The sequence below is a fragment of the Alcanivorax sp. P2S70 genome (genome assembly GCF_000475295.1).
Lineage (GTDB): Bacteria > Pseudomonadota > Gammaproteobacteria > Pseudomonadales > Alcanivoracaceae > Alcanivorax > Alcanivorax profundi.
On sequence record NZ_AXBZ01000076.1, the window covers coordinates 39246 to 52209 of the forward strand.

Below are 12964 nucleotides of genomic sequence, written 5' to 3' on the forward strand. Positions count from 1 at the left end.
TCGCGCGGTAACGATGTGTAATCAGGATATGTGACACTGTGCACATCAGCGAAGAGGGGGACGTGGTATGGCCTCTTGGTGGCGCCCGTGGACCGGGCGCTGCATCACTGGGGCGTGGCTAGATGGTCATTTTAACATGAGGGCAGGCGTTCAGCGCCGTATAGATGGCTTCCACCTGTTCACGGTTACGCATGGTGACCTGGGCAGTAAACGAGACAAAGGTCCCCTTGCTGCTCGGCTTGCTGGTCAGATGGCTGGCCGCATCAAAGTCGTCCAGATGGGTAGAGAGAATCTCGATCAGCGCCTGCTCCAGCGGGGCGTCAGCGGCGCCCATCACTTTCAGTTGCATGGCATGGGGGAATTCCCAGAGGTGTTCCTGAATGGCCATGGGGCTACTCCTGGTCCAGGCCGCACAGGCGGCGTTTAAAATTCACGTAGTGCCGGGCAACAGTCTTCCACACCGGGCCAGGCTGGCCGCTGCCTACCGGACTGTTGTTCAGCTGGATGATGGGAACGATCTCCCGGGTGGAACTGGTGACCCAGATTTCTTCCGCTTGCCGCAGTTGGCTCTCACTGATTTCCTGTTCTGCAACCGGCAGCCCCTCGGCGACGCACAGCTCCACCACCAGATCGCGGGTGATACCGCCCAGAATGGCATGGCACTTGGGGGGCGTGAAAATGGTGCCGTTGCGCACGATGAACACATTGCTGGCAGAGCCTTCAGTGACAAAGCCATCACGAAGCAGGATGGCTTCGGCGGCACCAGCCTCCACCGCTTGCTGCCGTAGCAGGCTGTTGGGCAACAGCGAGATGGACTTGATGTCACAGCGGGCCCAGCGGATGTCATCGAGGGTGATGGCCAGTGACCCCTGCGCAGTGTCGGGGCTGTCTGCGGCGGGTACCGCCACCGGGCTGGTCATCATGAAAACCGTGGGGGTCACCGGTGGAACGGGAAACGCATGGTCACGCTTTTGGGCGGCGCCACGGGTAATCTGCAGGTAGACCGACAGATTGCCACCGCCGTTGTGTGCCACCAAAGAATCACACAGCGAGCGCCACTGCGCCGGATCATGGGGATTGTGAATGCCGATTTCTGCCAGCGAACGTTCCAGGCGCTGCAGGTGTTCGTCGAAGCGAAACAGGACGCCATTGTAGGCGGGGATCACTTCATAGACCCCGTCGGCAAACAGAAACCCCCGATCCAGGGGCGAGATGCGCGCCTGGTCGGGGGCCATGAAATTGCCGTTCAGGTAGACCTGCGTCATACCGGTTCCTAGAACAGGCCCTTGAAGAACAGCAGGATGTGGTGCCATAACCGGGTAAAGAGACCCGCCTCTTCGACACTTTCCAGCGCCACCAGGGGTTTTTCTACCAGAAGCTCGTTATTCATCCGAACGGTCACGGTACCGTACTTTTCCCCTTGGTTGATGGGGGCCTGCAGCTGGGGATTCACGGTGACTTCAGCCTTGAGGTTTTCATGGCTTTCGCGGGGGATGGTCAGCACCAGGTCTTCGGCAAGCCCCAGACGGACCTGATCCTTGTCACCCATCCACAGTTCGGCAGTGTCCAGGATGTCGCCAGCGCTGTAGGCCTTGTAGGTTTCGAAGAAGCGGAAGCCGTAGGTCAGCAGTTTCTGGGATTCCCGTGCGCGGGCCCCTTCGGAATCGGTGCCCATCACCACAGCGATCAGACGCATGCCGTCTTTTTTGGCGGAAGAGACCAGGCAGTAGCCAGCTTCTTCAGTATGGCCGGTTTTCAGGCCATCCACGCTCTCATCCCGCCACAGCAACAGATTGCGGTTCTGCTGGGTGATGCCGTTGTAGGTGAATTCCTTCTCGGCATAAATATCGTAGTGCTCGGGGAAATCACGCACGATGGCGCGGGCAAGAATGGCCATGTCGCGGGCGGTAGTGAAGTGGTTCTCCGCCGGCCAGCCGGTGGCGTTCATGAAGTGGCTCTGGTTCATGCCCAGGCGACGTGCGTGCTGGTTCATCAGGTCGGCAAAGGCGTCTTCGGAGCCGGCGATATATTCCGCCATGGCCACGCTGGCATCATTACCTGACTGGATGATGATGCCCTTGAGCAGCTCGCCAACGCTGACGCGGGTTCCCTCCTTAACGAACATCCGTGAACCGCCCATTTTCCAGGCCTTGACGCTGATCGGGGCCATGTCGTCTTCGGACAGGTTGCCCTTCTGCAGCTCGGCTTCGGCGATATAGGCGGTCATCATCTTGGTCAGGCTGGCGGGGGGCAGGCGCTGTTCCGCGTTGTGCTCGACGATGATGTGGCCGCTGGCGGCGTCCATCAGCAAGTAGCCGCGGGCATCAATTTGTGGGGCTCGTGGGACCATGCTGGCGCTCGCCTGCAAGGACAGGGTGGTGCCCACAAAGGTAAGGACGACGAAAAAGAAAAAACGAAACGACTGGGGGCGCATGATTATCTGCCTGTGGTTCCTTGTCTGCCTGAGAGTTCAGGGGTTATTGGGGTCGGGGCTGCCTGTACTTTCCTGACGCAGTAACAGGAAAAAACCCGATGGCGTGCAATGGCTGCATTCTAGGCGTTGCCAGCGGTAATTTGTACCGTGTCTCAGTAACTCACCGGCATGGGACGGTCAAAACCGGCATCAGCGACTTGTTGCCTGGCCTGTTGGCGCTGGCTGTCATCACCGTAGGGGCCGATCCACACTCGATACAGGCTGGCCTGCTGGCGGATTTCCGTGGCCAGACCGAGCTGCACCTGCAGTGCCTGTTGCAGGCGCTCTGCGCTACTGCGGTCCTGAAAGGCTCCGGCTTGAAGGTACAGGCCGCCACCGGTTGCCGCCGCCGTGGCCGGTGCTGGCGGCGGACTGTCTACTGCCGCTCGTACAGCAGTGGGAACAGTATTGCCCTGGGGAGAGCTGCTGGCGGGGTTGATGGCTTCCACGCGCACCCGGCCGGTGCCCGCCTGATCGATCCCCAGGCGTACTGCGGCAGCCCAGGACAAATCGATGATACGTTCCGAGTGGAAGGGACCGCGATCATTGACCCGGACCACCAGGCTCTTGCCATTGTCCAGATTGGTGACCCGAACGTAGGTCGGCAGCGGCAGGCTGCGATGGGCCGCCGTGAACTGGTACATGTCGAAGGCTTCACCGCTGGAGGTGCGATGGCCGTGGAATTTTTGACCATACCAGGAGGCCTTGCCTTCTTCCACGTAGCCGTCTGCGCTAGGCAGGACCCGGTAAGTTTTGCCCCAGACACTGTAGGTTTCCGGGTTGCCGTAGCGGCTCAGGGGCTCGTGTTTCGGCACAGGCTCCTGCACGCCGGAAATGTCACGGGGTGCGTGGGGAGCGGTGTCTTGCTGCAGGCTGTACCGGTCGGAGCCCGGCGCCCCCTGGTTAACAGCGGGGGACTCCTTGTCGCTGTCCGGTGCGGGGGCGGTGACACAGGCGCCCAGAAAGACGCTTGCCAGGGTAACGGTGGCCAGCCTTTTCATTGTCCGCTCTCCAGTGCCTCTGCCAGTTGTCGGGACAGTTGTAACACGGCCATGGCATACAGGCGACTGTGGTTGTAACGGGTAATGGTGTAGAAGTTGTCGGTGGCCAGCCAGAATTCGGCACCGTCAGTGCCTTGCAAGTCGAGCAGGGCAACGCGGGTGCTGTCCGGGAGGTCAAAACAGTATTCGCTGGCAAAGCGGCCATCGCAGCTCACCGGGGTAACGCCGGCCTGGCGCGCCTCGGCAAGGGTGAAGGAAGGTTTATAGCCTTTTTTGGCCAGCGCTTCGTAGCCATTGCCCGAAAGGTGCGCGCGGGCGGCCACTGGCTGCCCCGGTTTCCATTTGTGCTCGCTGAAGTAATTGGCCACCGAGCCGATGGCGTCTACCGGGTTATTGACCAGGTCGATGACGCCGTCGTTGTCGAAGTCAACGGCATAGGCCTGATAGCTGGTGGGGATGAATTGCCCAAAGCCCATGGCGCCCGCGTAGGAGCCTGTGATGCTGTCGGCATCAATATGCGCACGTTGTTCCAGTTCGAACAGGGCCTGTAGCTGCTTGCGGAAGAAGGTGGCCCGTGGCGGATAGTCGAACCCCAGTGTAGCCAGCGCATCGACCACCCGGTACGTGCCCATATGCTGGCCGTAGCGGGTTTCCACGCCAATAATGGCAAGAATGATTTCCGGCGGGACACCGTAGGTTTTCTCGGCGCGTGCAAGCGCATCTGCGTGGGTGTGGGCGAATTCCACGCCTTTCTGGACACGACTCTCCTGCAGGAAAATCTTCTGGTAGGTTGCCCAGGTATGAGTCTTTTCCGCGGGTCGGGCGATGGATTCCAGAATTTTGGGCTGGCATTTGGCGCTGTCCAGCAAGGCGCGGATACGGTCTTCGTCGAGCCCTTGTTTGACCAGCGCCTGAATCATTGGGGCGGCCAGCTCGCGGTTGGCGTAGTCACTGCTTGCAGGGCAGACGTGTTCCAGAGCCGGTTTTTCGGCCTGGGCGAGGGAAGACAGGCCGAGCAGGCCAGCGAAAATACCTGGGTAAAGTCGACGCAACGTCGCTTCTCCTTGTTGTCTGTATTCAGTATCCAATAAGCCGGCGGTGCGTGTGTACCGACATGAGCATGCCGAAACTGGCCAGCAGCGTCACGATCGAGGTGCCACCGTAACTGATCAGGGGCAGCGGAACCCCTACTACGGGCATGAGCCCGGTCACCATGCCGATGTTGACGAACACATAGATAAAGAACGTCATGATCAGGCTGGAAGCCAGCAGTCGGGAAAAGGTTTCCTGTGCCTGCCAACTGATGAAAAAACCGCGCCCGACAATAATCAGGTACATGCCCAGCAGCAGGCAGACACCCATGAGTCCGAATTCTTCACTCAGCACCGCAAGAATGAAGTCGGTGGAGGATTCCGGCAGGAAATCCAGCCGTGACTGGGTGCCGTCGAGCCAACCCTTGCCGTCCAGTCCACCTGAGCCGATGGCAGTCTTGGACTGGATAATGTTCCATCCAGTTCCCCGGGGATCGGCTTCGGGATTCAAAAAAGTGTCTACCCGATTACGCTGATAATCGTGCATCACGAAGAAATACATGACCGGGGCGGCGGTCACGACCAGCAACACTGCAACGGCAATGAGACGCCAGGACAGACCGGCCATAAACAGCACGACCAGCCCGCTGGCGGCAATCAGAATCGCGGTACCCAGATCCGGCTGTAGTCCGATCAACATGGCGGGGAGACCCAGCAGTAACAAGGCGGCCAACACATCGCTGAGCCGCGGGGGTAGGGTGCGTTCACTGAAATACCAGGCGACCATGGCCGGAACCGCCAGTTTCATGACCTCAGACGGCTGAAAGCGACCCGCGCCGGGAATGCTCAGCCAGCGTTGCGCGCCCTTGGCTTCGGTCCCCATGACCAGCACAAGAATCAGCAATATCAGGCCGACAGAGTAGATGACTGGGGCCCAGAACCGGTAGCTGCGGGGGGGGATCTGTGCCAGCACGAACATGGCGGTGAGCCCGGCTCCAAAGCGAATACACTGACGAACGACCAGCTCCATGCTTTCCCCGCCGGCGCTGTAGAGTACGGTCAGGCCGCCGAGCATCAGCAGGAGCAGGCTGGCCAGCAACGGGGCGTCCAGATGCAGCCTTTCTGCCAGTCCCGGAGACAAGCTGCCTGGGGCATGGCCTGGCATCTGGCGGATAAATTCGCGCTGGCTCACGGGGTGTCTCCGCTGTTGTCGGTCAGGGTGGGCTCTGGTGCACTGGCACTGTCGCCAAACACTTCTGGCACATCCAGTTCGCCCTGCTCATTCAGTAACCACGCATCCATCACCTGGCGAGCGACCGGCCCGGCGGTGGAGCCGCCATGGCGACCATTCTCGACCAATACGGCTACCGCAATCGCGGGCTTGTCGGCGGGGGCATAGGACACCATTAACGCATGGTCCAGCATCCGTTCTGCCAGCTCGTCTTCGTTGTAGGTTTCGTCCTGCCCCACGGAGAACACCTGGGCGGTGCCGGATTTTGCTGCCATGCGGTATTTGGCGTCTACGGCCATGATACGGGCGGTGCCGCGGGCCCCGGTGACGTCCACCATGGCGTCAGTCATCTTTTGCCAATTACTTTCGTCGTTCAGAACAATGGTGTCCCGTTCTACCGGCTGGCGCTCGCCGCCCAGGGTGGGAATTACCTGTTTGCCGTGATTGGCGGTAATCGCGGTGGCGGTGGCCAGCTGTAGCGGAGTGGCGAGCATGAAGCCCTGTCCGATACTGGTATTGATGGTATCGCCATGGAACCACGGGCGGCCGCGGGCGGCTTTTTTCCATTGTTTCGACGGCATGATGCCGGTGGATTCATTGAACAGGTCAATGCCGGTGTGCTGCCCCAGGGAAAACAGGTTCATGTAGCGATGCATGCGATCAATGCCGAGCTTGAAGCCCATGTCATAGAAATAGGTATCGCAGGATTGCACCACCGCCAGATGCAGGTCGACACGGCCGTGTCCCCAGCGCTTCCAGTCACGGTAGCGGTGTGGGTCGTTTTCCAGCTGGTAGTAGCCAGGGTCGAAGATCGAGCGTTGCCAGTTGGTTACCCCGGCATCGAGCCCGGCAATGCCGAGCATGGGTTTGACTGTCGAGCCCGGCGGGTAACGGCCCTGCAGGGCACGGTTGAACAGGGGGTTGTCGTGATCGTTGCGGTAGGCGGAATAATCATTGTGGCTGATGCCGGTCACGAACAGATTGGGGTTAAAGCCGGGGCGGCTGACAAACGCAAGCACACTGCCGTCGCGGGGGTCGATGGCCACCACCGCGCCACGGCGCTCTCCCAGGGCTTCATAGGCAGCCTTCTGCACGCGCATGGAAAGCCGCAGGCGCAAGTCTTTGCCGGGGACCGGAGGTTGCTCTTCCAGCACCCGCAGAATTCTGCCCCGGGCATTGGTTTCCACCTGGCGGTAGCCAACTTCACCATGCAGGCGATCTTCATAAAAACGTTCGATCCCGGTACGCCCGTAGAAGTGGGTACCAGCGTAGTTGCGTTGTTGCTCCAGGGTCATGGCGTCCAGATCCTGGGCATTGATGCGATTCACGTAGCCAAGGACATGGGAGAACAGAATGCCGTGGGGGTAGTGACGGATGGGGTCGGCTGAGATGCGCACGCCGGGCAGGCGAAACTGGTTGACGGCCAGACGGGCAATTTCTTCCTCTGTGAGTCGGCCACGGACAGGGACCGGTTCCCAGGGACGGCGGGCAGCGGTGCGGCGCTTGTCAAAGCGCTCCAGGTCACCGGCATCCAGCTCCACCAGTTTGCCCAACTCGGCCAGCAGGGCTTCCAGATCTCCCGCCTGCTCAATAACCACTTCCAGTGAGAAGTCGGGCCGGTTATCGGCAAGGATGACACCGTCACGGTCGGTGATCAGGCCGCGCGGAGGCGAGATCGCCCGGGTTTGCACGCGGTTGTTGTCGCTCAGGGTGGTGTAGCGGCTGTGCTCGATGATTTGCAGCCAGAACATGCGCGCCAGCAACACGCCGGTCAGCAGTAGCACCAGAAAAACGCTCACCACCAGCCGCACACTGAAGATGCGCTGTTCGTGGTGATGATCTTTCAGGGTAAGCGGTTTGCGCATAAAAGGCGTCGGGTGAGCGTAAAACGATCAGCGATGATAGGGGTGGCCAGTCAGCAACGTCCACCCCCGATACAGTTGTTCAGCCAGTAATACTCTCACCAGGGGATGCGGGAGGGTCAGGTTGGACAGGCTCCAGCGTTCCTGCATCTGGGCTGAGAGCTCCGGGCAGAGTCCGTCCGGGCCACCCACCAGAATGACCAGATCCTGGCCGATGTCCTTCAATTCGCCCAGCTTGTGGCTGAGAGCATGGGTATCCAGCGCCCGGCCACGCACTTCCAGCGCCACGGTTTTCGCGCCTGGATACTTCTCCAGGCGTTTGCGAATGGCGTCGGCCTCGCTGCGTACCAGGCTGGCAGTGTCACCCTTGGCCCGTTTGGGCATGGGGATTTCTTCCAGCTCAAGCCGCATGTCCGGCGGTAAGCGCTTTTGGTACTCGGCGAAGCCGTCATTGACCCAGCCTGGCATACGCGTGCCGACAGCCAGGAGAAAGATGCGCATGGATCAGGCGTCAGTCTGCTGGTCGCGGTTGGGATGGTGGTCCGGGTTGCGCCACAGTCGTTCCAGGTCGTAGAACTCGCGGGTAGCCGGCAGCATCAAGTGAACGATCACATCGCCCAGATCCACCAGGATCCACTCTCCGGTGTCTTCGCCTTCGGTGCCGATGGGGGGGTGTTCAGCCTTCTTGGCAGCCTCGACCACATTGTCCGCCAGGGCTTTGACATGACGGTTGGAGGTGCCGCTGGCGATCACCATGTAATCGGCCATGCTGGTCACGTCGCGGACGTCCAGCTCGGTGATGTTCTGCGCTTTCAGTTCTTCCAGGGCGTCAATTACCTGTGGCAGCAGCGGGGTGTCAGCGCTCATGGGGCCTCGTGATCGGTTGAATGGGTTGTTGTCGGGACATTATACAGATGATGGCCGCGAATATGGGCGCTTACTGCAGGATCCAGTGCCGGGCAATCGCCCTTGCGTGCCAGTGCTTCCCTGATCGCGGTGGCAGAGACGTCCAGAAAGGGGCGTTTAAGCATCAGCCGTAACCCGGCAGGCTGTCCACAAAGCCCATAGGCATCACTTTCCGGAAAGGCTGCAAGCACCTCGCCACTGGCCAGTTTGCTGTCCGGGCGAGGCACCACGGCCAGGTGACACAGCGTGGCGTAGTCCTGCCAGCGGTGCCAGTGGTGGAGGCTGGCAAAACTGTCCGCGCCGATCATGAATACCAGCGGGGCCTCAGGGTGTTGCTGGCGGAAGTGCTGCAGGGTCTTGAGGCTGTAGCTGGGACCTTGCTGGCGCAGTTCCCAGTCATCGACGATCAGGCTGGGATGCTCGTGACAGGCCAGCCGCAACATGGCGAGTCGTTGTTCGGCATCGGCTGTCGGTTGCGGGCGGTGGGGTGGGACTGCATTGGGGAGCAGGTGCACAGGGGCATCCCCCAGCACCTTTGACACCGCCCGTGCTGCGCTGATATGGGCGCGATGGACAGGATCGAAGGTGCCGCCGAACAAGACAAGAGGGGCGCTGTTACGCATCACGCTACCCACAGCACGCTGGTCGCGTGCGAGGGGGGTGCGTAGAGTGCGTGAGCATTATTGACGGATGTGGCCATCACCCAGCACTACCCATTTTTGGCTGGTGAGTCCTTCCAGTCCGACCGGCCCACGGGCGTGGATCTTGTCGGTGGAGATGCCAATTTCGGCGCCCAGTCCGTACTCGAAACCGTCGGCAAAACGGGTGGAGGCGTTCACCATCACCGAGCTGGAGTCCACCTCGGTCAAAAATTGACGGGCCCGGGTATAGTTTTCGGTGATAATCGCCTCGGTATGGCCGGAGCTGTAGCGATTGATATGATCAATGGCTTCATCCAGATCCCGAACAATTTTCACCGCCAGCACCGGTGCCAGGTATTCCTCGCCCCAGTCGGTTTCGGTGGCCTCGCTCATGCCATCCACAATGCTGCGGGCCAGCTCGCAGCCGCGCAGTTCCACGCCGGCATCCTGATAGCGGGCGGCCAGCTGCGGCAACACTTGCTGGGCAATGGCATTGGCTACCAGCAGGGTCTCGGTAGTATTGCAGGTGCCGTAGCGCTGAGTCTTGGCGTTGTAGGCCACCTCAATGGCTTTGGCGATATCGGCCTGATCATCAATATAGGTGTGGCAATTGCCATCCAGGTGCTTGATGACCGGTACCCGGGCCTCGTTGCTGATCCGCTCGATCAGGCCCTTGCCGCCGCGGGGAACAATCACATCCACATATTCAGGGTGAGTAATCAGCTCGCCAACGGCCGCCCGATCGGTGGTCTCCACCACCTGGACGGCGGTATCCGGCAGGCCGGCCTCACGCAGACCGATGCGCAGGCACTCGGCAATGGCCTGATTGGCATTGATGGCCTCTGAGCCGCCGCGAAGAATGGCTGCATTGCCGGATTTCAGGCACAGGGCGGCAGCATCGATGGTCACGTTGGGGCGAGACTCGTAGATGATACCGATGACACCGAGTGGTACCCGCATCTTGCCAACCTGAATACCCGAGGGGCGATAAGCCAGATCCGTGATCACCCCGACCGGATCCGCAAGGCTGATGATCTGTTCAAGCCCTTCTACCATGCCGTCAAAGCGATCCGGGGTCAGTTCCAGGCGATCAAGCAGCGCGGCATCCAGGCCGTTATTGCGACCGTTATCCAGATCCTGCTGATTGGCCTGCAGAATCGCACTGCGGTGGTTGCGCAGGGCGCTGGCGATGGCCGCCAATGCCTTGTTCTTGTCGCCGGAACTGGCCCGGGCCATTGACCGGGAAGCCAGGCGAGCCTGCTCGCCCAGTCGCTGCATGTATTGCTGGATATCCATAGGGTTACAAATGTGATTCAAATGAAGGCCACCATTATAGCGATAACTGGCGCTTTACGCTTGCACCCAAATAATGAAGAATTAAAGGCCTTTGCTGCGTTTGTCGGGCTAACCTCCTGTTTTCTGGCACGATTGTGCCAAAATCGCAGCAGCCAAAACCAATAAAACTTGCGTGCCTGCCACAAGGCGCCTTACAACAAGAACAACAGAACGGAGCCAGAGACCATGGCCATCCAGTATCAGGAGTACACCCGTTCAGCGATCAAGGCCGACCCCATTGAGCTATGGGCAGGTGACTGGCGGATTGATTACCTTGCTTTCTCAAGCCCGGCCAATGCCCACAAACCGCCGTTGCTGGTAGTTGGGGGTGCCTTTCAGAATTTCACCTCCTACAAATACTGTGTAGAGCGTATTTACGAAGATTTCCCGGTGATTCTGGTGGATCTGCCCTCGCTGGGAAATAACACCCAGATCGCCCCCGATCTGAGCATGGAAGACCTGGCGGATTTGTTGTTTGAGTTCACCCGCCTGTCTGGCCTGCAGAAAGTGCATCTCATGGGGCTGTCGCTGGGCTCAGCCATTGCCAGCACCTTTGCCTACAAGTATCCGGAAGAAACCGGCAAGTTGATTGTCGCCGGTATCGTGACCCGTCCTCGCAAGAGCTGGCGCATGCTGGTCGATGAATCCAAGCGGGTGCTGGGTGAGGGCCGCATGGATGAGTTCAGTCAGGCGGTGGTGCTGTATCTGGTGAACTATAACCGGATCAAGGAAACCGGCATCACGCCTACGGCGCGAAAGCTGTTTTACCGGCAAATGAAAAAGTTGTCCGAGAACGAGCAGGAACGCTATGTGATTAATGGCAGCCGTCTGTTGTCTGTTGAAGGTCTGCTGGGTTACCCGCAATGCGAAACCCTGGTCACCACTGGTGAATACGACAGTTTTACCCTGCCCTGGGAGAACGCATCATTTGCCGAGAAGTGCCCCAATGCGCAATTCGTGTTGATCAAGGGTGCAGACCATTTGCCCCAGCTGGAAAAGCGTGAAGTCTCACTGGATCTTTTTTCCACCTTTCTGCGTGGCGAGTCCATCGAGAATGTGGAAGGGACCCGTTATTTCCGAAAAGGGGAGTCCAAACAGCTTGACCGCCGCCGTGCCGAGCGCCTGATTCCCTGCAACACCCGTGGCCATGTCACCAGCGAATCCCGGGTCGGTGACCGCTTTCGCTTCAACAAACCGGTGAAGGTGGTGGACATCAACTTTTTCGGTTGTCTGATCAAGCTGGATGAGCCGGGTTTTTCCCTGGCAGACCATGCCCGCGATTGCACCCTGTATCTGGAAAGTCCCGAACTCAAGCTGGATTTGCTGGTGTTCGATTACGACGGTGAAGGCTATCTGCGTTGCCTGTTCAAACACGGCAACATCGCCCTTGCCGAACGGTTCACCGAGCTACTCAAGGACAGCCAGTATTTTTTGCGCCCCAAAAGTGAAGACAAGGTGCACCGGATTTACGGATAAGCTCGGAAGGCAGTTAACAGTGAATAGTTAACAGCTAAAGACAAAAGAAAGGTCCAACACAAAAGGCCGCGTCCGAAAATCGGGTGCGGCCTCTTTGGTTAAGGTTAAGTGAAAAGCCTTCCCGTGCGCTGTTCACTATTCATTGTTCACTGTTAACTGCTCTTAACCGCTTCCAGAATCCGCACCATCGGATTGCCTCTCGTGACCGGGATCGGTAACTGGCCGTAATGGTCTGCCGGATTGTGAATCAACAGGTTGTCGAAACCCTGTGCCTTGAAGTGGGCAATGGCTTCGTCGTCGGCGTGAAAGTGGAAGCCGACCTGGCTGCGCGATACTGCGCCAAGCAGGTTGCCCAGCACTTTCAGGGTGCGGTAGAAGGGCATGCCCCGATACAGCGGATAGTTGTCGGTGAGGTAAGTGCCCTGGGGAAAGGCGGACAATGCGGTCGCCAGTTTGGCCCAGAACTCTGAGATGACTGGTAGCGGGAAGTAGTTCACCAGCCCCTCCGTAATGACCACTACCGGTTTGCTCTGATCCAGCTGGCTGAGCACATGGGTCAGGCTCAGCTCGCCGTCTTCGGCAAAAATATTGATGGGCATTACCCGGTGGCGATCGCTGAGTACCTCATGTTCCTGCAGCAGTTGCTGTTTGCGATGTGCCATGTCAGGCAGGTCGGTTTCCAGATAGGTGAGCTGCGGATACTGCTGGCAGAAGCGGTGCCCCCGAGGCGACAGCCCACAGGCGATTTCCACGACCTGCGTTACACCGGCTTCGATCAACTGGTGCAGGCGATGGTCAATCAGATGATGCCGTTGCAGTAGAAAGGTACGGATATTGCCGCCGACAATGTGACGGCCGACAAATTCGAACGGGGCAAGGGCACCGTAGAGAAACGCGCCGCCGCGGGTGCGGAAGAACGGAGCGGAGATGCCGTCGCGGGTCCAGACGTGGCCGGTATAGAGTGCAGTAAAGCTGATCGAGGATGTGTCGCGAGGTTCGCTCATTGTT

General features: G+C 59.4%; 13 protein-coding genes. 1 reads left to right on the top strand and 12 read right to left on the bottom strand.

Features of this window, described 5'->3' with window-relative positions:
* Nucleotides 1-118 precede the first annotated feature (118 nt).
* From Q672_RS33000 to Q672_RS33050, 11 genes are all read right to left on the bottom strand, one after another.
* On the bottom strand, nucleotides 119-388 hold the full coding sequence (locus Q672_RS33000) for a YbeD family protein (RefSeq protein ID WP_022986823.1): 270 nt from the start codon (nucleotides 386-388) through the stop codon (nucleotides 119-121).
* A gap of 4 nt (nucleotides 389-392) precedes the next feature.
* Complete coding sequence (locus Q672_RS33005; RefSeq protein WP_022986824.1) at nucleotides 393-1265, bottom strand: D-amino acid aminotransferase; 873 nt, start codon at nucleotides 1263-1265, stop codon at nucleotides 393-395.
* 8 nt (nucleotides 1266-1273) lie between these two features.
* Nucleotides 1274-2434, bottom strand: a complete 1161-nt coding sequence (locus Q672_RS33010) for a D-alanyl-D-alanine carboxypeptidase family protein (RefSeq protein WP_022986825.1) — start codon at nucleotides 2432-2434, stop codon at nucleotides 1274-1276.
* A gap of 152 nt (nucleotides 2435-2586) precedes the next feature.
* Nucleotides 2587-3474 carry a septal ring lytic transglycosylase RlpA family protein gene (locus Q672_RS33015; protein WP_022986826.1) on the bottom strand — a complete coding sequence of 296 codons (888 nt, stop codon included), beginning with the start codon at nucleotides 3472-3474 and terminating at the stop codon, nucleotides 2587-2589.
* On the bottom strand, nucleotides 3471-4526 hold the full coding sequence (gene mltB / locus Q672_RS33020; protein WP_022986827.1) for a lytic murein transglycosylase B: 1056 nt from the start codon (nucleotides 4524-4526) through the stop codon (nucleotides 3471-3473). Before mltB ends, Q672_RS33015 begins: the two co-directional genes overlap by 4 nt.
* A gap of 25 nt (nucleotides 4527-4551) precedes the next feature.
* On the bottom strand, nucleotides 4552-5697 hold the full coding sequence (gene rodA, locus Q672_RS33025; protein ID WP_022986828.1) for a rod shape-determining protein RodA: 1146 nt from the start codon (nucleotides 5695-5697) through the stop codon (nucleotides 4552-4554).
* On the bottom strand, nucleotides 5694-7601 hold the full coding sequence (gene mrdA / locus Q672_RS33030; RefSeq protein WP_022986829.1) for a penicillin-binding protein 2: 1908 nt from the start codon (nucleotides 7599-7601) through the stop codon (nucleotides 5694-5696). The genes rodA and mrdA overlap by 4 nt, the downstream gene beginning before the upstream one ends.
* A gap of 27 nt (nucleotides 7602-7628) precedes the next feature.
* Nucleotides 7629-8099 (bottom strand): 23S rRNA (pseudouridine(1915)-N(3))-methyltransferase RlmH, encoded by a 471-nt coding sequence (rlmH, locus tag Q672_RS33035; RefSeq protein WP_022986830.1) that lies wholly within the window; start codon nucleotides 8097-8099, stop codon nucleotides 7629-7631.
* A 3-nt stretch (nucleotides 8100-8102) separates the two neighbouring features.
* Complete coding sequence (gene rsfS, locus Q672_RS33040) at nucleotides 8103-8465, bottom strand: ribosome silencing factor (RefSeq protein WP_022986831.1); 363 nt, start codon at nucleotides 8463-8465, stop codon at nucleotides 8103-8105.
* The gene (nadD, locus tag Q672_RS33045) at nucleotides 8462-9127 is read right to left on the bottom strand and encodes a nicotinate-nucleotide adenylyltransferase (RefSeq protein ID WP_022986832.1); all 666 of its coding nucleotides are present in this window, start codon (nucleotides 9125-9127) and stop codon (nucleotides 8462-8464) included. Before nadD ends, rsfS begins: the two co-directional genes overlap by 4 nt.
* Before the next feature lie 57 nt (nucleotides 9128-9184).
* Nucleotides 9185-10441 carry a glutamate-5-semialdehyde dehydrogenase gene (locus Q672_RS33050; RefSeq protein WP_022986833.1) on the bottom strand — a complete coding sequence of 419 codons (1257 nt, stop codon included), beginning with the start codon at nucleotides 10439-10441 and terminating at the stop codon, nucleotides 9185-9187.
* A 225-nt stretch (nucleotides 10442-10666) separates the two neighbouring features.
* On the opposite strand from Q672_RS33050, the gene Q672_RS33055 reads away from it, so the two are divergent.
* Entirely contained in the window at nucleotides 10667-11956 is a 1290-nt protein-coding gene (locus Q672_RS33055) for an alpha/beta fold hydrolase (RefSeq protein WP_022986834.1), read from the top strand.
* A 152-nt stretch (nucleotides 11957-12108) separates the two neighbouring features.
* Here the strand turns inward: Q672_RS33055 and Q672_RS33060 are convergent, their stop codons facing one another.
* A complete protein-coding gene (locus Q672_RS33060; protein ID WP_022986835.1) occupies nucleotides 12109-12960 on the bottom strand; it encodes a class I SAM-dependent methyltransferase in 852 nt (283 codons plus the stop codon).
* Between the last annotated feature and the right edge of the window lie 4 nt (nucleotides 12961-12964).